The organism is Mycetocola tolaasinivorans (genome assembly GCF_003667565.1).
Taxonomy (GTDB): domain Bacteria; phylum Actinomycetota; class Actinomycetes; order Actinomycetales; family Microbacteriaceae; genus Mycetocola; species Mycetocola tolaasinivorans.
In genome coordinates this window covers 105,093-125,749 of sequence record NZ_RCUX01000005.1, presented here as the reverse complement: position 1 = coordinate 125,749, position 20,657 = coordinate 105,093, and the positions used below count along the sequence as shown (strand labels likewise).

General features: G+C 66.6%; 16 protein-coding genes. 5 read left to right on the top strand and 11 right to left on the bottom strand.

Features of this window, described 5'->3' with window-relative positions:
* Positions 1 to 17 precede the first annotated feature (17 nt).
* The 4 genes from D9V32_RS07565 to manA form a co-directional block, all read right to left on the bottom strand.
* Positions 18 to 1,421, bottom strand: a complete 1,404-nt coding sequence (locus tag D9V32_RS07565; RefSeq protein ID WP_121648292.1) for a DUF5719 family protein — start codon at positions 1,419 to 1,421, stop codon at positions 18 to 20.
* The gene (locus tag D9V32_RS07560) at positions 1,421 to 4,600 is read right to left on the bottom strand and encodes a glycosyltransferase family 2 protein (RefSeq protein WP_121648291.1); all 3,180 of its coding nucleotides are present in this window, start codon (positions 4,598 to 4,600) and stop codon (positions 1,421 to 1,423) included. The genes D9V32_RS07565 and D9V32_RS07560 overlap by 1 nt, the downstream gene beginning before the upstream one ends.
* Before the next feature lie 147 nt (positions 4,601 to 4,747).
* Positions 4,748 to 5,065, bottom strand: a complete 318-nt coding sequence (locus tag D9V32_RS07555; RefSeq protein WP_121648290.1) for a WhiB family transcriptional regulator — start codon at positions 5,063 to 5,065, stop codon at positions 4,748 to 4,750.
* Positions 5,066 to 5,214: 149 nt separating this feature from the next.
* Positions 5,215 to 6,426, bottom strand: coding sequence for a mannose-6-phosphate isomerase, class I (gene manA / locus D9V32_RS07550; RefSeq protein ID WP_183086226.1), 1,212 nt, complete (start codon positions 6,424 to 6,426; stop codon positions 5,215 to 5,217).
* Positions 6,427 to 6,611: 185 nt separating this feature from the next.
* Between manA and D9V32_RS07545 the strand changes: the two genes are divergently transcribed.
* The 3 genes from D9V32_RS07545 (at position 6,612) to D9V32_RS07535 (ending at position 10,638) form a co-directional block, all read left to right on the top strand.
* Positions 6,612 to 7,790: an acyl-CoA dehydrogenase family protein gene (locus D9V32_RS07545; protein ID WP_121648288.1), complete on the top strand. Its 1,179-nt coding sequence runs from the start codon at positions 6,612 to 6,614 to the stop codon at positions 7,788 to 7,790.
* Positions 7,791 to 7,867: 77 nt separating this feature from the next.
* Positions 7,868 to 9,325 carry an O-antigen ligase family protein gene (locus D9V32_RS07540; RefSeq protein WP_121648287.1) on the top strand — a complete coding sequence of 486 codons (1,458 nt, stop codon included), beginning with the start codon at positions 7,868 to 7,870 and terminating at the stop codon, positions 9,323 to 9,325.
* Positions 9,322 to 10,638, top strand: a complete 1,317-nt coding sequence (locus tag D9V32_RS07535; protein ID WP_121648286.1) for an O-antigen ligase family protein — start codon at positions 9,322 to 9,324, stop codon at positions 10,636 to 10,638. The genes D9V32_RS07540 and D9V32_RS07535 overlap by 4 nt, the downstream gene beginning before the upstream one ends.
* A gap of 28 nt (positions 10,639 to 10,666) precedes the next feature.
* On the opposite strand, the gene D9V32_RS07530 is transcribed toward D9V32_RS07535, so the two are convergent.
* Positions 10,667 to 11,731 carry a glycosyltransferase family 2 protein gene (locus D9V32_RS07530; protein WP_245982168.1) on the bottom strand — a complete coding sequence of 355 codons (1,065 nt, stop codon included), beginning with the start codon at positions 11,729 to 11,731 and terminating at the stop codon, positions 10,667 to 10,669.
* A complete protein-coding gene (gene galE, locus D9V32_RS07525) occupies positions 11,652 to 12,638 on the bottom strand; it encodes a UDP-glucose 4-epimerase GalE (RefSeq protein WP_121648285.1) in 987 nt (328 codons plus the stop codon). Before galE ends, D9V32_RS07530 begins: the two co-directional genes overlap by 80 nt.
* A 103-nt stretch (positions 12,639 to 12,741) precedes the next feature.
* Here galE and D9V32_RS07520 point away from each other — a divergent pair, with 103 nt between their 5' ends.
* The gene (locus D9V32_RS07520) at positions 12,742 to 13,635 is read left to right on the top strand and encodes a glycosyltransferase (RefSeq protein ID WP_183086225.1); all 894 of its coding nucleotides are present in this window, start codon (positions 12,742 to 12,744) and stop codon (positions 13,633 to 13,635) included.
* Here the strand turns inward: D9V32_RS07520 and D9V32_RS07515 are convergent.
* The gene (locus D9V32_RS07515; protein ID WP_121648283.1) at positions 13,632 to 14,948 is read right to left on the bottom strand and encodes a hypothetical protein; all 1,317 of its coding nucleotides are present in this window, start codon (positions 14,946 to 14,948) and stop codon (positions 13,632 to 13,634) included. The two genes, D9V32_RS07520 and D9V32_RS07515, sit on opposite strands and share 4 nt — an antisense overlap.
* Before the next feature lie 103 nt (positions 14,949 to 15,051).
* Between D9V32_RS07515 and D9V32_RS07510 the strand changes: the two genes are divergently transcribed.
* The gene (locus D9V32_RS07510) at positions 15,052 to 16,542 is read left to right on the top strand and encodes a hypothetical protein (protein ID WP_147440424.1); all 1,491 of its coding nucleotides are present in this window, start codon (positions 15,052 to 15,054) and stop codon (positions 16,540 to 16,542) included.
* An 80-nt stretch (positions 16,543 to 16,622) separates the two neighbouring features.
* Here D9V32_RS07510 and D9V32_RS07505 read toward each other — a convergent pair whose 3' ends face one another.
* From D9V32_RS07505 to D9V32_RS07490, 4 genes are all read right to left on the bottom strand, one after another.
* Positions 16,623 to 16,988 carry a DUF2304 domain-containing protein gene (locus D9V32_RS07505; RefSeq protein WP_121648281.1) on the bottom strand — a complete coding sequence of 122 codons (366 nt, stop codon included), beginning with the start codon at positions 16,986 to 16,988 and terminating at the stop codon, positions 16,623 to 16,625.
* A gap of 18 nt (positions 16,989 to 17,006) precedes the next feature.
* Positions 17,007 to 17,651, bottom strand: coding sequence for a glycosyltransferase family 2 protein (locus tag D9V32_RS07500; RefSeq protein ID WP_425462002.1), 645 nt, complete (start codon positions 17,649 to 17,651; stop codon positions 17,007 to 17,009).
* A 188-nt stretch (positions 17,652 to 17,839) separates the two neighbouring features.
* Positions 17,840 to 20,128, bottom strand: coding sequence for a hypothetical protein (locus D9V32_RS07495; RefSeq protein WP_121648280.1), 2,289 nt, complete (start codon positions 20,126 to 20,128; stop codon positions 17,840 to 17,842).
* Positions 20,125 to 20,640 (bottom strand): hypothetical protein, encoded by a 516-nt coding sequence (locus D9V32_RS07490; RefSeq protein WP_147440423.1) that lies wholly within the window; start codon positions 20,638 to 20,640, stop codon positions 20,125 to 20,127. Before D9V32_RS07490 ends, D9V32_RS07495 begins: the two co-directional genes overlap by 4 nt.
* Between the last annotated feature and the right edge of the window lie 17 nt (positions 20,641 to 20,657).

The window sequence follows — 20,657 nt, the reverse complement described above, 5'->3', positions numbered from 1 at the left end:
CGGGCATTTTCGTACCGCTAGCGCGGGTAAACCGTCACCGTGGAGGAGCCGGGGCTGGCCGGCTGCACGGTGAAGGAGGAGAACTCGTTCGGGCCGGCATAGCTCACCGAGGCGAGCACGTCGCCGGCGCCCGCGAGGACATATCCGGCACCGGCGGTGACCGGCACGCTCGCACCGCCACCGGCGGGCACGGTGACCTCAATCGGTTCGCCGTCGGCCGGAGTCAGCGTCACCCGGGCATCCGCATCGCCGCGGTTGCCCAGGTGCAGGCGCGGGTTCTCGCCCGGCGCGATCGCAATGCGGGCGCTGTCCCCCACCTGGACGGTCGAGGTAAACCAGGCGAAGTCCGAGCCGTTTGAGGCGGTGACGCGTACGCCACCCACCACCGGCTGATCCGATTCGACGGAGACCCCGAAGGTCCCCGCCGGAAGGTTCGCCAGGAAGATCTCGTGCACCTCACCCGCCGGAACGGTGGCGTCAAGAGACATCGGGGCCGTCCCGCCAGACTCGTTCACGAACGAAATCTTGACCTGCGCATCGACGGTTCCGGGCACCATCAGGCGCAGTGCGGTGGCACGGTCATCGTAGGTGTCATCCCCCTCGATCTCGGCCGGGGTTTCCGGAATCACCACGCCGGGAATGTACTGCGTCAGGGCGGGTGCCGCGGCGGGGCCAACCAGCTCTACACCCGAGGGGGTCAGGCCCCGCACGGAGCTCTGCTGGAGAGTGGCGAGCACGTGCCCACCACGGGTGCTCACGTGAATGATCGGCTTTTCTACGCCCGGTGCCAGGCTGGCCAGCGGCACAACCTTCTGCGAGCCCGCCCGCACGATGATGCCATCGGCACCCGGGGCATCCACGCGGCCGCTCTCGCCGAAGATCTCGAGAACCACGTTTGCATCGGCGGTGCCGGGGTTTGCGAGCGTAATCAGGGAGGTGCGTCCGGTCGCGGTGCTTCCCGCAACCAGCCAGGCATCCGCCACCGGTTCGGCGCAGGCACTCGCGGCAAAACCGGAGAGCTCCGGCAGACCCACCGCCTGCGACTGCGCGGCGGCGATCAGCGGTGTGGTGGAACCCTCAACCGGGATTCGCAGGGCCGTGGCGGACCCCTGATCGGTGCCCGAGAGTTCGGAGTTTGTGAGCGGTGTGCTGGACGGATCTGAATCGGCACTCACGACGGTGCTCCCGCCGCCGATGACGGTGGCCTGTCCACCGGACTCGCCCGGCTGCAGCAGCGGCCCGGTGCACACGCGGGTCTGCGCGGCGGCGGTCGGGTGAACCTGCACGCTCGGTGCCTTCGCGGACACCGAGGGAATGGTCACGCTCGTCAGGCCAACCGCGAGGACTCCCACGAGGCCCACCCCGAGCGCCCCGGCAATAACCCGGCCGGAAATAATCGCGATGCGCTTCGGACTCACCATTACTTGCTCTCCTTGGGCTCGTCAGTAGCAGTCGGGGCAGTCTCGGCCGGCAGTACGGGCTCGGCCGACGGGGCGGGCTCGATCACCGGCGCGGCCGCCGTGGGCGGTGCCGCAGGCTCGGGCCAGGCCGGGGTGTCGTCCTCGGTGGCATGCGGCACCGGGATGTCCGGATCCGCCAGGACGGTGGGCTCGGCCTCAACCGCGGCCGCAACCGCCGCCTCGGCCTCGCGCTCGGCCTCGCGCTCCGCACGGCGGCGCGCACGCGCCGACCCTTCCCCCGCGGAGGCTCCGCGCTTTCCGGCGGCTCGGCGTCCGCCACCCGATCGCGGAACGGCATGGCCGATCGTGCGTGGGGTGGCCTCGGCCAGGCGACGCGATGCGGCCGTGGGCACTGCCAGCAGCAGCGCCACCACAAACACGATGCCGGTCAGGAGGCCCACCACCGGGGTAGCCCAGGTCGTGGGGGCGGGCGCGGCCGGCGGGATCTCACCGTCAAAACGCCACAGAATGCCCTGATCGGTCGGGCCAACCCGGCCCAGCGCGCCCTCGGTTTCGAGGGCCGCGATCGCGCGGTTCAGCGTCTGTTCCGCGCCGGCGGCATCGCCCGGGTTCAGCCCGGGGCTCGCCGGTGCGAGCAGCACGAAGCGTACCCGCAGATCGGTGAGTGTCTTCGCGACGTCCAAACCGCTCGCGGAGATCAGGTTGCCCGCCAGATCGGCGACGCGGTTGTCATCCTCGGTAAGGGTCGTGCGGGTGTTCGCGCGGGTCGACCGGGAATCCAGGCTCGTTCCTCCACCACGAATCAGCGTGGCAGAGATCGAATCGGCGCCCTCGGGTCTGATCAGCAGTGTGCCCTGGCGCGGGTCCTGCCCCGCCGCGGCGGTGACGTAGGCGGGGAGGGTGCGACCATCGGTCGCGTGCACCGGGCTGTTTCCCGCGGGGAATACCGAGATCATCGGGCCGGCAACCACCACCGCGAGCACGCCCACCACGAGGGCGGGCACGAGACCGCGGCGACGCATCGCATCGAGACCCACCGCCGCCGCACCGATCAGACCGAGCCAGTACAGGCTCAGCGCGGGTGCCGGCCAGATGGCGACCGTGTTCGGGCCGCTCAGCGTGACCAGCACGTGACCGGCGAGTACCGCGGTCAGCAGGCCCAGCAGCGCGATGCCCAGCAGGCCCGCGGCACGCAGCGTGCCGCGGAAGAGCAGGGCCGCGAGGGCGAGCAGCAGGAACGGTGCCAGCAGCACGGGCAGCGCCCACTCGGCGGCGACCCCGCCGATACCGAGGGAGGAGATCAGCCCCGGCCATCCGCTCGCCTCGTAGGCGGGCAGACCGAGGGCGATGCGCCAGCCCTCGGTAACGGGGAACGCGGCCACGACCGATCCCGGATCAGCGAGCAGCGCCCACCAGTTTCCGGCGCGGATACCCTGCTGCCAGATAAGCGGGGCAAACAGCGTGAGCGCCGGCACGATCATCCAAATGACGCGCGGAATGTAGCGGCCGGCGGAAACCAGGAGAACAACCCAGATAATCGCAAACGCCGGAGTCAACGAGGGTGAACTCGCGAGAATCGCGGCTGCCAGCATCGCCGCCACGGCCGTCGCCGCCCACGAACGCCGGAAAACCGACGACGTGTAGAACAGCCAGGGCAGCAGCAGGTGGACGAGGATTGCGCCCAACTCGCCCGCGGCCAGCGAGCCCAGCAGGCTCGGCGCGAGCGTCCACAGTGCCGCAACGAACAGGCGGTAGCCGCTGCGCTCGGTCAGGCGGGTAGCCGCAAACCACGCGCCCAGCGTCGCCAGCGGCAGCGCAATCAGGTACAGCAGAACGATGGAGAATGACGGGTTCCAGAACGTCAGCGTTCCGAGCACCGCGAGAACAGTCGCGAAGGGATCCGCCGCGGTGATGACGCCAAGCCCCTGATCGCGCCACGCAAAACCGGTGTTACCCCAGAGCTCGGCCACGGTGTTGGAGAGCGGCAACAGCCCGCCACCGCCGAGGGCGGCCACGTCGACAAATCGGAAGAACAGTACCGCCGACAGCACGGCCGAAGCCGCAACCAGCCAGCCGCCACCGCCGGAAATAAAGCGCAGATCGCTGCGCTCCACCACCACGCTGACGGTGCCGGCCTCGCGCCGCAGGCGGTTACGCCGCGTCACCTCGCCCACCGAGATCCGCAGCGGCTGCAGCTGTGACCACCCGGCGCGCTTGCTTTGACGCAGGGTCGCTCGGGCACGGGACACTCGGCCGAAACCAAACGCTACTCGGAGAGCCGCGCCGATCTCGGCGGTGATCAGCTCGGGCTGCTTGGTGATCAGTCGCCACACGGCGCGCACGATGGCGAGCGGCAGTAGGCTCAGCCAGTGCAACCACACCACGGCCGGGTTGGCATACGTCAGCCGGCGATGCAGCTGGGCCGCACGCGACACAAACGCCTGCCGGCGCACCACCGCGCCACGACGCGATCGCGCGGGGCCAGCCACACCGTCTCCGGCAAAACGCACGCGGGCGTTCGGTTCGAGCGATACCCGGTGCTCGGCCAGTCGCACGCGCACGGAAAGATCGAGGCCATCATCGGCCTGGTGCAGGGCCGGATCGATACCGCCGGCCTCCTCCCACACGCGGGAGCGCACGAGCATGCCCGGTGCCGCGACACCCAGCACATCGCTCACGGAGTCGTGCTGCCCCTGGTCGAGCTCACCCGACACCAGCGACACCGCGGCCCCCAGCGGGGTCATCGATTCGCCATAGGAAATAATCGTCTCGCCGTGGTCCCAATCCAGCAGCTTCGGGCCCACGATACCCACCGACGGTGAGACCTCGAGGGCACCCACCAGGGCCGCCAGGGCACCCGGCTCGGGAGCGGTGTCCTGTGCCAGGAGCCAGAACGCGCTCGACCCGGCATCGGAATCGGCGGCGGGATCCTCGACCCGGGCACGAATACCCGCGCGCACGGCCTCGCCAAAGCTTACGTTGTCGCGCAGCTGCACGATCTGATGAATCGCGGCACCCTGCAACATCTCGATGACCTGCGGAGGGGAGGCAAGAGCCACCGCCACGATGTGATCGGGGCGGCGAATCTGCGCGTCCAGGGCATGCAGGGTGGCCCTCAGATGAGCGGCATCCCGGGAGCCGTCCTGGACAACAACAATGGCGGTTACACGAGGAGACATTTCTCCCAGACTATGTTCTCCACCCGAAAGAGGGGCGTGGGTGTGTCGGCGCGCCCTCAAACCGGGTACATCCACAGGAAAGAGGAGTTGCGTGTACCGGAAACGAACCCGGGGTGGAATCGTGACGATTCCACCCCGTGATTGGTTCTAGCTCGCGCGCTTTTTCAGCTTGCGACGCTCTCGCTCCGAGAGGCCGCCCCAGATGCCAAAACGCTCATCGTTAGAAAGCGCGTATTCCAGGCACTGTGCACGAACCTCGCACGAGGTACAGATGCGCTTGGCGTCTCGCGTTGAGCCGCCCTTTTCCGGAAAGAACGCTTCGGGATCCGTCTGGGCGCACAGCGAGTCTGCCTGCCACGAGAGAGGATTCCCCTCCTCATCGTCGCGGCGGACTCCGGGTACTCCCAGATCAACCGGGTCGATAAACCAGTCGTCGGGAACCCCCTGTCGATAGTCCAGCGACATATCGACCCCCTTCCCCTTGGTGAGTGGTGCACCGGTTAGTGACACCTAGATAATTACACCTGTGTATTTAGGGATTCGTCAAGTCGCAAATCGTAAACCCTCACCGCGAGCTAGAGACTTCATGACGCGCCGACGCGCTCAAATCGTGTTCAACTGGTGACGCCGTAGGCTCCGGCTGCCACCCAGATTTCGCCGTTTCCGGCGATGCGCACGCTCGAATCGCTCGGCGTCAGATAGCGAATATCTCCGACCGAGAGCGACGCTCGTTCGTCGCCCTGGGAAAGCGCTGAGTCCCCGGCGATTTGCACGGCGATCGCGGGCGTAACCACCCGGAACTCCCCCGCGATCGCCGGATCTACGCGGTAAAGCGCGAAATTCGCGCCCTCCGGCTGATACCCGATGATGCCGGGAGCAACCTCCGTTTGTGGCAGGAACGGCACCGGACCGGGCGCAAAACGCACCACCGTGAGCAGCTCCGGCACGTCCACGTGTTTGGGGGTCATCCCCCCGCGCAGCACGTTGTCACTCGCGGTCATCAGCTCGAGGCCAATACCGCGAAGATAGGCGTGCATGTTGCCGGCATCCAGGTACAGCGACTCCCCCCGATTTAGGGTGACGCGATTGAGAAACAGCGCCACAAAAACGCCCGGATCGGTGGGATATTCCGCGACGAGCAGGCGTACCGTATCGGCGAGGCGGGGCAGCGGAGTGCCGTTTACCGAGTGCGCGGAGGCCACCAGGGCCGAGCGTTCCGCCTCGCGATCGCCATCCAGCGCCGCCGAAACCTCGTGGGCCAACACCTCGGTTTCGGTGCCCGCCGCCACCGCGGCGGCGAGGCGGGCGCGGAGGGCATCCAGCACCGGATCGAGATCGCCGAGCGCCGCCAGCTCGTCAAGATCACTCACGACCTCGGAGAGCGGACGGAAGCCCGACAGAGCCTCGAAACCGTCGCGCATCGCGACGATCAGTTCGGGCTTCGGGAACGGATCGCGGTAGTTGCGGGTAGGGGCATCGAGCGCGATTCCCGCCGCATTTTCGCGCTCAAACCCGGCGCGCGCCTGCGCGGCATCGGGGTGCGCCTGGATCGACAGCGGAGAGGCGGCGGCAAGCACCTTGAAGAGGAATGGGAGCGCGCCCTCGGGGGCTCCGGAGGCCTCGGGCTCGGCCGCGAGCCAGCGGTCGAGGGTGTCGAAGGAGGCGGGGCCCGCGGGGGCAAGCACACGGGTGGGGCTTCCGGGGTGGGTCCCGAGCCACAGTTCAGCTTCTACCCGGTCGGTCGCGGGCGCCCCCAGGAGCTCGCTGATCGCACCGGGAGCTCCCCAGGCATAGTCGCGGGGAGTGTTGGCGAGTGTGACAAACACGGGAATCCTCTTTTCCGAAAACGACACCGCACGCCGTCCTCGCGGCCATGCTTATGCCCACCATACAAGGCCACCCGGGGCGATCCGGAGAGGCGCTAGAGGTTCTTGCCAATGATCCTGGTGGCCGTGCGCCCCACTCCCTAAGCTGGGGGCGGATTCATCGGTGAATAGGCAAAGGAGCTCCCATGACGTTTGTGCCCCTCGACAGCGATTTCTACGGCTTTTCCCAGCGGCTCGCCCCGCACGAGCAAGACGCCCTGACGCGGGTCCGCTCCTTTCTCGCGGAAAACGTGGCCGACCGCGTGGATGCACTCTGGGAGGCCGCCGAGTTCCCGCACGATCTGATCGCTCCGCTCATGGCCACCGGCGTGGGCACCTGGGCCTGGGAAGAAACCCGCGCAGCCGAAAACTCGGCGGTGTTCCGCGGCTTCCTCACCCTCGAACTGTCCCGGGTGGATGCCTCCATCGCGACCTTCCTCGGCGTGACCGAGGGCCTCGCGATGGGCTCGATCGGGGTCTGCGGATCCGCCGAGCAGCGCGCCGAGTGGCTGCCAAAGCTCGCCTCGGGCGAGATCATCGGCGCGTTCGGGCTCACCGAGCCGCTCTCCGGATCGGACAGCGCCCGCGGGCTCACCACCACGGCCACCCGCGAGGGCGACACCTGGGTTCTGAACGGGGCGAAGCGCTGGATCGGCAATGCCACGTTCAGCGACATCACCATCATCTGGGCGAAGGACACCGCCGATGGGCAGGTCAAGGGCTTCATCGTCCCCACCTCCACCCCGGGGTACTCGGCCACCAAGATCGAGCGCAAGACCAGCCTGCGCATCGTGCAGAACGCCGACATCACCCTCACCGATGTGCGCATCCCGCACGCCCTCAAGCTCGAAAACGCCAACACGTTTGCCGACACCGCGAAGGTGCTGCGGCTCACCCGGGCCGGCGTCGCCTGGTCGAGCGTGGGCGTGGCCGTGGGCGCCTATGAGGCGGCCCTCGCCTACGCACAAGACCGGGTTCAGTTCGGCAAGCCCATCGCCGGGCACCAGCTCATCCAGGATCTCCTCGCCCGGTGTCTCGCCAACATCACCGCGTCCATCGCGCTGTGCGTTCGCGTGTCCGAGATGCACGATGAGGATGCCCAGCGCGATGAGCACTCGGCGCTGGCAAAGTCGTTCTGTACGGCGCGCATGCGCGAAACCGTGGGCTGGGCGCGCGAAATCCTCGGCGGAAACGGCATCGTGCTCGACTTCGGGGTGGCCCGGTTCTTCGCCGACGCCGAGGCGCTCTACTCCTATGAGGGCACCCGTGAGATGAACACCCTGATCGTGGGGCGCTCGATCACGGGCACCGCGGCATTTGTGTGATTCGCCGCGAAAACTCGGCACCCGCACACGCCCCTGAACGGATCGGGATTCGCCGTCCCGCCGGGTAGTGTGGAGCTATGCCCGACACCCGAGTTCTTCCGCCTGCCGCGCTGACCACCGAGCGGTTGTGGTTGCGCGCGGTGGCGACGTTTGCGCTGTTTGTCGCGCTCGCGGGTGATGGGCTGCGAAACCTGCTCGGTCTGACCGGATACGTCATCGTGGCGCTGATCGTCACCGCGGCGGTGATCTGGTTCACCGTGCGGCTGCGTCCACGCCCCCTCACCGGGCCCTGGCCGCTCGCGCTCATCGGGTACATTCTCTTTGCCGTGCTCTCCCTCGCCTGGTCTCGCTATCCGGGCGGAAGTGCGGTCACCCTGGTGGGCATGCTCGCGTGCACCGCCCTGGCGATCCTGCTCGCCCTCGTGATGACCTGGAACGAAATCATCGGGGCGCTCACGCGGGCCGTGCAGGCGGTACTCGCGCTGTCGATCGTGTTTGAGCTCGTGGTTGCGCTGATCATTCGCCACCCCGTGCTTCCCCTCGGGGTGCACTACGACGGAAAACCGCCGCTGCTGGCCTACTGGTCGCGCAACGTGCTCTTTACCGGCGATCGCATTCAGGGCATCCTCGGCAACGCCAACCTGTTGGCGTTCGTCGCGCTGCTCGGCATCATCCTCTTTACCCTGCGACTCATGGGCTGGCGCGGGCTCTCCCCCGCCGCCCGCGCCCGCGAACCGCACCGCGGCGTGACCGCGGGCTGGCTCGCGCTTGCGGTCCTTCTCTTTGCCCTGACCCGTTCCTCCACCCTCGTTCTCGCGCTGGCCGCGGTGGTTGTGGTGGCCGCGGCTGCCCTCTGGGTGCGCGCCGGTGCCCCGGGAAAGCAGTTCCCGCGCTCGGTGGTGGTGGGCATCATCTTCCTGGTGGGTGGCACGGCGGTCTGGCTGCTGCGCGATCGCCTCTTCTCGCTGCTGGGCAAGAACTCCGACCTGACCGGCCGTGCCGAGATCTGGGACGTCGTAATCCGTGAGGCGCAGAAGAGCCCGATCGTGGGCAACGGCTTCGCGAGCCCCTGGGTGCCCTGGGTCGAGCCATTCAACCACCTGGTGGTGCGCAACCGCGTGCTTCAGCTGCAGGCCCACAACACCTGGCTGGACGTCTGGATGCAGCTCGGCATCATCGGCGTGATCCTGCTGGCGCTGGCGTTACTCTCGGCGCTCTGGCGCTCCTGGTTTACCGCGATCGACCGCCCCCGCACCGGCCTCGCCGATGCCAACGCGTTTTCACCGTACGCTCTCGTGCCGCTGCTGATCCTCGCGACGCTGCTGGTGCAGTCTGCGGCGGAGAGCCGGCCGCTCCTCGAATCGGGCTGGGTCCTGATCTGTCTGTTTGCGTTCACCGGGGTGCGTCGACCGCTGCTGGACGCGGGCACCGACCTGGCTCCCGATGCCGATCCGCAGCCCCGCTACGTGCGCCCCGCCGAGCCCGCCGAGCCCGCCGAGCCCGCCGGGGCCGATACCCGAACGGCACACGCGTGAGCCAGCCGGGCCCCCTGGGAGCGGCACCGATCCGCCACCTGCGCGAGGTTCTCACCGGTGCCCCCGGGGTGCAGGCTCTCGCGGTCACGATTATCGGCTGGTCGTTCATGATCCCGTTCACCCACTCCCTGCTGGGGTGGGCCGGGGTGGCTGCCGGACTCGCGACGCTGTGTTTCCTCGCCGCACTGATGCTGATCGGGCGCCGCGAATACATCGAGTGGAGCGGCGCGATCCCGCTCACCATCGTGGTGTTTGTGATCTGGTGCCTCCTCTCGGTGCTCTGGGCCACCTCGCCGGGGGTTGCCATCGTGGGGGCCGCGTACCAGCTGGGCTTCGGGTTCCTCGGGGTGGCCGTCGCACTCAGCCGCGACACGATCCAGGTTGTGCGTGCCGTCGGTACCGCGATGCGCATCCTCCTCACCGCCTCACTCATGCTCGAGATCTTCTCCGGAATCCTCCTGGATACCCCGGTGCCGTTCCTGAAGATTTCCGGCACCATCGCCTCCGGCGGCCCGATTCAGGGTGTCTTTGGCACCCGAAGCTTCCTCGCCTTCGCGACCATGATCGCGCTCATTTCGTTCGTGATCGAGTGGCGTACCCGCTCGGTGCCGAAGCCCGTGGCCGGTTTCTCAATCTCGCTGGCACTGATGTGTCTGCTGCTGAGCCGCTCCCCGGTGATGATGTTCGTGGCCGTGTTCCTCGGCATTGCGACCGCGGCCCTCTACGGCATCCGCAAGGCGTCGGCGCAGCGCAGACCCGCGCTGCAGTGGGGCCTCCTGGTGCTGAGCCTCGTGCTCGCGCTGATCGTCTACCTCAACCGCGTATGGGTGCTCACACTCCTCAACGCCAACGGCGAATTTCTCACCCGCTACTCGCTGTGGATTCAGGTGTGGCGTCTGATCCCGGTCAATCCGATGGAGGGTTGGGGCTGGACCGGAATCTGGCGTCAGGCCACCACCCCGTACAACACCATCAACTTCTCGCTTCAGACCCACCACACCTCGGCCCTCAACGCGTATCTCGACGTCGCGCTGCAGGTGGGGCTCGTGGGGGCGGGGCTCTTTCTCATTCTCGGCATCACCGCGTTTATCCGCTCCTGGCTGCTCGCAAGCAACCGACGCACCGTCACCTACACCTGGCCCGCGCTGATCATGGTGGCCCTCGCCGGTACGTCGATGGCCGAGAGCTTCGTGCTCACCTCGGGCGGCTGGGTCATGTTTGTGATCTGCGCGGTGCTGGCCTCACGCTCCACCTCCTGGCTGGCACGCTTCCGCGAGACGAGGCGGGCGCTACCGCCCGTTCCCCGCGAGTAGTACCCGGCACTCCGGCCGGGTCTGCCTGCTAGGCGGGCTGCAGCAGGTCGCGCAGGATCTCCAGGCGCCCCTGGGAGGTGAAGCGCGCGTAGTCACCGCGTCGGGCCTCCCCCAGTACCGGTAGTAGACGCCGAATACGGGTGGTGGGAAGCTCGGCTCGGAAGCGCTCCATCCGCTGCTTTCCGCGGGCTCGCGCCAGGATGTCTGCGGGAACCTCGAGCTCGGGCCGGGCCAGCGCCTCCACGAGGAGGTCTGTGCGGCGTGCGAGCGTGCGGTTTCGGTCTCCACGTGGCTCGAGCACACGATCGATCTTGACGCGAAGGCCTGGCTTACGCATGCCGATCTGGTTCGAATCGTGCTGACGGTAGTCGATCAGCGGTTCGTCCAGGAATGAGACGGAACCGCGGGCGGCGGCGATGACGGCCAGCCACTCGTCGTGGATCCAGGGGTCGGGGATGGGGGCCGCTCGGTCAAAGAGCGTGCGACGCAGCGTCACCGTTGCGCCGGTGGCCAGGTTACGGCGGAGAAACGCCTCGGCGCCCCGCCCGCTCTGGATCAGTGCCCGCTCCTCGGCACCGAACTCCAGCGCATCAAACAGGGTGTAGCCGAGCGGCATACCCGCGGTATCGACCATGCGCGCGTTGGTGAAGAGCAGTTCGGTGCCGGGGCGTGCCGCGTAGTAGTCGAGGGCGCGTTCGACCCGGGTGGGGTGCCAGCGGTCATCCTGATCGCAGAGGGCGATCAGGTCCCCCTCGGTGTGGGCGATCGCCCGGGAGAAGTTCTCCCGCACTCCGAGGGCGGGGCGGTGTTCCAGGATGCGCAGCGGCAGGGTGTCCCCCACCACGGCGCGAGCAAGATCCACCGTGCCATCGCGGGAGTCGTCATCGGCGAGCACGATCTCCCGCGGGAGTACCGTCTGATCGAGAATGCTGCGGAGCTGCTCTTCGAGATACCGCGCGCCGTTATGGCTGGCGAGGGCAACGGAGAGCGCCCGCGCGGCGGCGGGGCCGTCGCTAGACAGCGTGCTCTCCGGAGTTCGCGCGGTGTGCGTTCCATGCCGACGCGATGATCTCGGTGATATCGCGGCGCGCACGCCACCCGAGCTCGCGCTCGATCTTGGCGGCGGAGGCCACGACGATCGCGGGGTCTCCGGCGCGACGCGGACGGAGTTCGGGAGCGATCTCGATTCCGGTAACCTCGCGCACAATTCGGGCGATTTCCAGCACGCTGGTGCCGGTTCCCGTTCCGACGTTGTAGACATCATGCCAACCGTCGGCGCGCTGTTCGAGATCGTCCAGGGTCGCGAGATGCGCATCGGCGAGGTCACTCACGTGAACGTAGTCTCGCACGCAGGAGCCATCCGGCGTCGGGTAGTCACCGCCAAAGACCAGCGGGGACTCACCGGCATCGAGACGCTCGAACACCATCGGCACCAGGTTGAGTACGGCGCGATCGCCCAGCAGAGAGGAGGCTGCACCGGCCACGTTGAAGTAGCGCAGGCTGACCCCGCGCAGCCCCCAGGCGGCACCGGCGGCGGCTACCAGGTGCTCGCCCACGAGCTTGGTCTCGCCGTACGGGTTGACTGGAACCGTGGGATCGGACTCGACGATAGCCTCGCCCTCGGTCGTGCCATAGACCGATGCGGAGGAGGAAAACACGAGGCGACGCACGCCCGCGCCCTCCATGGCGAGCAGGAGGTTCGCCAGCGAACCCAGGTTCTGCTGGACATACCAGGCGGGCCGCTGCATTGATTCAAACACCTGCTTGCGCGCGGCAAAGTGGATCACCGAGTCAATGCGTTCGGCACGCAGGAGTTCGGTGAGCGGTGCCACCGATGCGGTGTCGGCAATGTCCATCTCGTGAATCACGATTCCGGGTACCCGCTCGGCCAATCCGGTCACGAGATCATCCACGATCACGACGTCGTCTCCGCGCTGCCGAAGCAGATCAACAACGTGGGCACCGATGAAGCCGGCTCCGCCGGTAACGAGAGTTCGCATGTATCGAAGCCTACCAAAGGGCCCGGAAGCAACCCTGAGTGTGCGCCCACCCCGTGCGCGCGTACCCGGCTGCCTCTCGAACGGCTCCTGTTAGCATATGGGGGTGATCCTCGACATTATGCTCCCGTTCTACGGCCGATTCGACCACCTGAAGGCGGCGGTTGAGAGCATTCAGGCACAGACCGACCCCAACTGGCGTCTGGTCATCATCGACGACCAGTATCCAGACCCCGAACCCGGCGAGTGGGCCGCAGCAATCGCGGCCGAGGATTCGCGGATCGAATACCGTCGCAACGAGAAGAACCTTCGGATCAGCGGAAACTTCAACGAGAGCATTCGCCTGATGAACGCCGAACACGCGATCATCATGGGGTGTGACGATGTGCTGCTTCCGGAATATGTTACCCACGTGCGCACCCTCATCGCCGCGCACCCCGAGGCCGCGCTGATCCAGCCCGGGGTGAGCATCATCGATGCCGATGGCACCGCGGTTTCCCCGCTGGCAGACCGGATCAAGTATCGACTCCGCCCCGCGGGTACCGGAACCCGGGTGGCCTCGGGCGAGGAGCTGGTCACCGGTCTTCTGCGCGGCAACTGGCTCTACTTCCCCTCGCTCGTGTGGCGCGTTGACGAGCTGAAAAAGCGTTCCTTCCGCACCGATTATGAGGTCGTGGAAGACCTGGTCATGATTCTCGAAATCCTCGAGGCGGGCGGCACCCTGCTCATCGATGAGGACCCGATCGTGTTCCACTACCGTCGCCACGCCACCTCGGTCTCCTCAAAGCGAGGGCCCGACGGGAAGAAGTTTGTGGAGGAGCGCGAACTCTTTCACGATGCGGCCATCCGGGCGGAGGCGCTCGGCTGGAAGCGCGCCCGTCGGACCGCGAAAATCCGATTCACCTCGCGCGCAAACGCGCTGACCGAGCTCCCCGGTGCCATCCGGTTCGGCAGCCGGGACGCCGTGCGCTCACTCCTGCGCCACGTGTTCGGCGGCTAGCGCGCGCCCTCGCCCGCGCCCGCGCCCGCGTCGTCGTCCTTGTCCGAGGGCGTGTTCGGGAAAGCCGGGGCTGATTCTCGGGAGGCGCGACGCAGGGTCGCCAGGTGAACGATGAGGCCGAGCACCGGTCCCACGGTCAGCGCGATCAGTGCCCGCTGCTCGATCGCGCCCGGAAGCAGGAGCAAGAGGACGCTGGCGAGTGCCGCCACCACCCAACCCAGCAGGAAGCCGGTGTGCCGGTTCAGGGCAACCGCGGCGGCACCGCTCACGCAGAGCGCACCGGTAGCCCCCGCCGAGGCGACCATCGCACCCACGAGCCAGGGGGACGGATCAAACTGTCCCGCGCTCACCAGCGAGATTACCCACGGCCCCACCCAGGCGGCCGCGGCACCCAGGACGATCGCGCCCAGAATAACGCCCCCCATCAGGCGCAGGGCGGTGCCGAGCGCACGCCGGGGGTTTTTCCCAAAGTGCACGATCATGAAGTTTTGCAGTGCCAGCATGGGAATGACGATCGGCGCTCGCACCAGGGTGAAGACGTAGATGAGCCCGGGCAGCGCGGGGTTTGCCCCGGCCACGATGGTGAGAAAGAGCGGGTATCCGCTGATCAGCGCGGCCGTGGATACGGCACCGCCCACCGTGCGCAGGATGTTCCATCCGATCTGAGTGCCGGGAAGTCCCAACCGGGTCTGCCCGAAACCGGCACCGCGCCCCCACACCTCGAGAATGATCACGGTGAGCAGGACGGGAACGACCACGGCAATGCGCAGCCCGTTTTCGATCCCGGGCCAGAGCACCAGGACCAGGGCGAGCAGCACGAGACGGATGAGGGGGTCGCCGATGATTCCCACCGCGATGAGGTTCCACCGCTCGCGGCCGTAAAGGTTTCCGTTCACCGCGGAGAAGAGCACGTAGGCGCCGCCGCCGAGTGCGATGAGAATGATCGCCGTGCCCCAGTCGTGGCTAAAAACGTGCGGCCCCCAGAGCAGGCCGCTGAGGCCGAGTACGGCGGCCACGATGGCGGCGCACAGCAGCGCAAATCGTCTCGCCCCCACCCCGGTCTCGCGCATCGACGGGGTGCGCTGGGTGTGCGCCACCGCTCGCGCGTACTCCTGCTGGACACCGGCGATCGCCCCAACGACGAGGTAGAACGCGGCCCAGAACGCCATAAACGAGGTGTATGCGGGGGTCTTTCCCAGCACGCCACCCATCCCGATCTGGATGACAAATCCCAGGATGCCGGCAACCGCGGTGGCCGCGAGGGTCAGGCGAAGACCCGACCGCGCCGGAGTGGTTTCGGTGATCTCGCTCACGCACGGGCCCCGTTTCGATAATTCTGCAACTGCACGGGTCCACACTACCCGCCATACCTGGCTCGGTCTCGGGCGCGTGCAGGTTCACCGGTTACCATGAAATGTGCCCACTGAACAGACACCCACTGACGACGCCCATAATCCGGAGGCCTCGGCGCCACCCACCCGCGTACTGACCGCCGACACCGCACCCCGCGCGTCGACGTCCGCGGTTCCCCCGCGCCGACCGCAGACCCCCTCATCCGGGCGGCGGCTGACCACCGAACGCTGGGCACGGCTCCTGTGGGCTCCGGTTCTGCTGGTGCTGGCGGGCCTCGGCATGTCATTTGTCGTGACGGCGAACCACAGCCACGCGCTCTCCCCCATCGACGAGTGGGTCTACGTTGACTACCTCTACAAGCTTCCCCACCAGGGAATCCTGCAGCAGGGCGAGATCATCGGTCACGAGGCGCTGGATGCGATGGCCTGCGACGGGGTGAAGCCGTATGGCCCGATGGGGCCATCCTGTCGCGGAGACTACTCGGACCTCAGTAAGTTCCCGTTTGCCGCCCGCACCTCCGCGGACCCGTATACCCCGGTGTACTTTGCGATCACCCGGGTGATCGGCGACGCGATTCACACCGTCACCGGTGCCCACGAGCTCACTTCCTGGCGCCTGACCGGGTCGATCTGGCTGGCCCTCACCATGATCCTGATGTACTGGCTGATGCGCCTGTGGCGGGTACCCAAGACGGTAGCGCTGGTATTGGGCCTCGCCTTCATTGGCTCGCCCTACGCGTGGTGGACCTTCACCTACGTCAGTACCGATGCGCCCACCATGGCACTGGGCACGGCGCTCCTCATCGCCGCGACGCTCTACATTCGCGGCAGGAGTTCGGGCTGGTGGGTGGTCGGGCTGTCGGCATTTGCCCTGTCGATCAAGGTCACCAACATCCTCGCGGTCTGCCTCGTCGCCCTCTACCTGGGTATCGTCTGGCTGGATGAGTTCATCGCAAAGCGTCGCCGCGGCATCGAACCGCCGGCGCGACGCGGATGGTTTAACCCCCTCACCCTCGCGCTGACCTCGATCGTCGCGGCGGGTATCGTCGAGGTTGCCTGGCTCGTCTTCCGCCACCTTGTTTCCGTGGGTGAGAGCGCCAACCAGGCCATCTCCGTCCCGCTCACAGCCAAGGAACTGCTCCTTCAAACCACCACCTTCCTGCCGGGCACCATCACCTCCAACGTGAATATTTCCGGCAGCACGGAGTTCGCGTATGCGATCCCCACGTTCGCGGTGATTCCGCTGAGCTGGCTCTGCATCGCCGGCGTTGTGGGCGCGTTCTGGGCGCTGAAGAAGACCAACCCGGCACGCCACATGATCATCGCGGTCACCATCTCGGCGGTGTTCTTCGCACCGATGCTCGCCATCGTCATCACCCTTGCCACGGGCGCGTACTTCCCGCTTCCCCCGCGCTACGGTTCCCCCATGCTGGCGGCCTTCCTCATGCTCGCGGGCATGCAGATTCGCAACCGCTGGGCCACGGCAATCATCGGCGTGTACGCGGTAGCCCTCTACGTGGTGGTCCTGGCCGCGGCACCGGTGCTCGCCCCGTAGCTACCAACGCAGCCACGCAAAAGACCGGGGCCGGATGAGAACACTCTCATCCGGCCCCGGTCTTTTTGCACCGTGTGGCGCTAGGGGGTCTCGTCGCTCTTCTCGGCGGGGTGGTTTGCCTGCGCGATCGCAACGGCCCGAGCCAGATCGGTAATCTGAGCCTCCTGCTGCCGGTACCGGCGAGACGCCGTCACCGAGCTTCCGATAAACACCACGATCAGGCCGTACAGCAGCAGGTCGGTGCCGCGGCCCACGCCGATCAGATTCGCGAGTGAGTTAATCAGGTCGGGGAACGCCACCGCGAAGATCGCGACGAGAACCAGGAGCAGGGTGGTCAGACGACGCACGGCAAGCTGCCGTGCCCCGCGTGTGGGGATCACCAGGAACAGCCCGATGATGAGGAAAACCGCGATGAGCACTGCCTTAATAAAAAACTGATTGTCCATTTCCGTGTACCGTTTCCCCTACTTCAGCCAGAGATCACTCAGGATGTTGACCGAGTTCCAGAGCGACTGCCCCTTGGAACGCGAGTAGTCGGTGTAGACGACAAACACGGGTTCTTCGGCGTAGCGCAGTTTCGCGTTGGCGATTTCCGCGATGATCTCGGAGGCGTGAGCCATCCGGTTCTGCCTGATCCGAATCGCCCCCGCACCGGTGCGGTTGAACGCACGCAGGCCGTTGTGGGCGTCGGTGAGCTTCATCCCGGAGGTGAGGTTGCCAAAGATCACGGCGGCCTTCAGCACGACCTTCTTCAGCAGCCCCGGCTTCGTGCGACCATCGAGGAAGCGGGATCCGATCACGACGTCGAGCGGTTCGGTGTCGAGCCGGTTTACCATCGCGAGGGCGTCTTCCACCCGGTGCTGGCCATCGGAGTCGAAGGTCACAAAGAACTCGGCGTTTGGGTCCTGCAGCGCGTACGTAATGCCGGTCTGCAACGCGGCACCCTGCCCGAGGTTGATGGGGTGAACCACCACCGTCGCACCGCCCAAGCGGGCCTGCTCCGCGGAACCGTCCGTGCTCCCGTCATCGACGCACACAATGTTGGGGAACGTCTGGCGGGCGTGTTCAACGACCTCCCGCACCACCTGGGCCTCGTTGTACAGGGGCACCACAAGCCAGGTTCGTTCGGTTACTGATGTGGAAATGCGATTCTCCCTCGCTCGGTATTCGTATCCAGTGTAAAACACTGTTGTCTGGGAACCCTCTGCCCACCCTCGCCACGCCGAAAATGCGCGCCGCCTGCCGGAAACGCCGCAGCGCCATGGCCCAACTGCTGCCACGGCGCTGCGGAGTCGGATTAGGCCAGGGGGCCGTCCGGGATCGTCTTCACGAAGTCGAAGCTGACGCTGAGGAACCCGATGCTCGGTCCGCCCAGGGCGATGTACCGGGCCATCGTGTCGACCGCGCGCTTGCGCCCGCCATCCAGCAGATAGATTCTTCCGTCGCCGGTGCGAATGAACTTCGGTGCCGGAGTCTTGGACTTACTGAACACCGCGCAGGTGGACGCATCCAGGCTGTTGTATGCCACCGGGTAGAGGGTTCGATCCGGTACCGGAACGAGCGTCCCGCCCGCGGCGACATAGGCGTTTGTGCCACACACGTATCCGTAGCCGAGCGGCGTTCCGGAGTCGGTGTAGGCCTTCAGCTCGGCATCGCTCACATACGCCACCTTGAGGGACATTCCCGCGGCCGAGGCCGGGTCAAAGCTCTTCAGCAGAATCTTCGACTTCGGGCCATCGATGAGATACACGTTGGGGTTACCCGCTGTGCGGTACAACCCGCCAACGGTGAGCTGGGAAGACCCGGTCGACAGCATCGCAAGCGACTTATCCGGCAGGGTGACAAACGTGCTCGAACCGTTCAGGCGCAGGAAGCCGGTCCAGGCGTCATACGCTCGGATCTTTCCGTCGGCTGCCCGGGAAATAACCGGAGAGTTCGCGCCCTTGACGCCGCCACCGGCCGGAACGGTGCCCTGGAGCGGGTAACCGGCAATGAGGGCCGCGGTGGCGGGCACGCTCGGCAGGCTACCGTCGTTGCTATCGGCGGCCCACTCGACACGTCCGTCCGAGGTCAGAAGCTGGGTGGGTCCCGTACCGGCAACCTTCACCCGCCCCGCAAACGCGGTGCTGTTTGCGGTGAGCTTACCCAGCGATTCGTTCGAGAGCGAGCCGTAGGGCTTCAGGTTGTTGCGCAGCGCGTTCAATGCCGAGGTGGTCACCGGGTAACGGCTGGTCCCGTAGAGGTAGCTCAGCGACGAGTTATCCCGGTTCTGCACCACGAGCGAATCGCGGATCACCGGCGTACCCAGTTTCAGCGAGGCGATGGCCGAGGCCGAGAGCATCGTGAATCCGGCGGGGATGCCCGCCTGGGTCTGCGAGGCTGCGTCGGCAACCTCGCGGCGCTGCGCGCTCTTGATGTAGAACCGCTGGCCCGTGGTGAGGCCCACGACGGAGGTCAGGGCCGGACCACTGGTGAACTTGGCAACCTGATCATCGGTGAGCTGCACGTAACCGGCGGGGTTACACGCACCGCCGTAGTCGGAGACGCGATCACAGGAGTCGAACGCGAACCGAAGACCGTTATCGAAGAGGTACATCGCACCGCTCGCCGCACGCATGATGCGGCCCACCGGCTGGGCGGTGGTGAAGCGATCCAGGTAGGCCTGATCCACGATCGACACGTTGCCGAGCGGCGCAAGGTTGTTGAGCAGCGTCATATCCGACACGAGGTGCTTGCGGGTGTCGCTCACCAGGTAGACGGAGGAGTTGCTTGCGGTGCGAACCAGTGCGCTCGGGTCGGTTGCCGCACCGAACCAGTCGGTGAACAGGCGCCAGAAGTTACGGTTTCCATACGAGCTGCAGGAATCGCCCACACCGTACAGGTTTGCCAGGGCGGCCTTGTTGGGCTGGTACGGGGTGTAGTTGTAGAGACCGGCGGTTGCCTGGTTCTGGATGAACACCTGGGTGGAACCACAGGAGGCGGCGGGGTGCAGGCGCACGTTGTTCACACGGCCGGCGATGTGCCCCCAGCTCGTCGGGCTGGCCTGGTAGCGCTTGAACTGCAGGGCGGCCATGTACACCTGGTTATAGAAACCAAAGTACTTGGCATCGCAGGCCGAGGTGTCCGGGCAGGCGTAGCCGGTAGCGATGGTGAATCGCGAGGCGGACGGGTTACGCAGGGTCACCAGACCCTGCTCCTTCTCCAGGAGCACCAGAATGGCCTTCTGGCTGATGCCGCAGGCCTGACCCACCCGCGCAATAATCTGCGCGGCAGTCTCGTTATTGCGTCCGTCGTAAGCGGCACACTTACCCGCATCGGCCGGACGGCTCACGGTGTTCATCTTGAAGTCTTTGAGGCAGGTGAACCCGCTCTGGCAGCTTGCCACCTTGCCGTTGAGGAACGACTGTACCTCGGCGGCGGTCATCGCCTGCCCGTTGAAGAACTGAGCATCGCTGATCAGGTTTCCCGGGTTGAAGTCTCGGGCATCGGCGGCCTGCGCCGAAATCGCCGGCGTAAAACCGACGAGGAGACCGAGGAGCAGCGTAAATAAGAGGCCGCCGCTCAGGAATCGACTGCGAACACTCATGGAACCTCCACGGACTCGGGGGCGGAGGTTACCGGCTTTGCGGAACCGTCCACGGGCTGATAGACGAGACGTGCGGTCCACGTCCCACTCGGAAGCTTTTCGACGGGGATCTGTCCCACGCCGCAACTGGTTGTAGAGCGATCGGCCGCACCGGCGCGCTCCACCTTTTCGATGGTGCCCTCTTCGCTCGTGAGCTCATAGGTGCACGATCCACCGTCTTCGATGATGCCATTTACGTATCCCGACAGGGACACGTTCGCGCCGTCAACGTCGACGCTGGCCAGCACCAGGACGGCATCGGTGCTGTCTTCGGGGGTTTCCGTTTCGGTACCGGGCGAGGCGCTCGTCTGGTTCGAAGGAAGGGGACCGGGGCCGAGTGACGCGTTGTCGTCGGGTTCGTGCACGGCACAGCCGGCAAGAAGGAGCAGCGCAAGGGTAGCCCCCACACCGGTACCCAACAATCGTGGATGCCGGCTGCCGCCGCCCATCCGGTTCGTTGCACGTCTCTGCACCGGATTTGCTCCTTCAC

Excerpts from the sequence above, each read along its gene's own strand:
- D9V32_RS07545 (WP_121648288.1), top strand. The coding sequence starts at position 6,612 with ATGACGTTTGTGCCCCTCGACAGCGATTTCTACGGCTTTTCCCAGCGG.
- D9V32_RS07495 (WP_121648280.1), bottom strand. The coding sequence starts at position 20,128 with ATGAGTGTTCGCAGTCGATTCCTGAGCGGCGGCCTCTTATTTACGCTG.
- D9V32_RS07505 (WP_121648281.1), bottom strand. The coding sequence starts at position 16,988 with ATGGACAATCAGTTTTTTATTAAGGCAGTGCTCATCGCGGTTTTCCTC.
- D9V32_RS07555 (WP_121648290.1), bottom strand. The coding sequence starts at position 5,065 with ATGTCGCTGGACTATCGACAGGGGGTTCCCGACGACTGGTTTATCGAC.
- D9V32_RS07560 (WP_121648291.1), bottom strand. The coding sequence starts at position 4,600 with ATGTCTCCTCGTGTAACCGCCATTGTTGTTGTCCAGGACGGCTCCCGG.
- D9V32_RS07565 (WP_121648292.1), bottom strand. The coding sequence starts at position 1,421 with ATGGTGAGTCCGAAGCGCATCGCGATTATTTCCGGCCGGGTTATTGCC.
- D9V32_RS07540 (WP_121648287.1), top strand. The coding sequence starts at position 7,868 with ATGCCCGACACCCGAGTTCTTCCGCCTGCCGCGCTGACCACCGAGCGG.
- galE (WP_121648285.1), bottom strand. The coding sequence starts at position 12,638 with ATGCGAACTCTCGTTACCGGCGGAGCCGGCTTCATCGGTGCCCACGTT.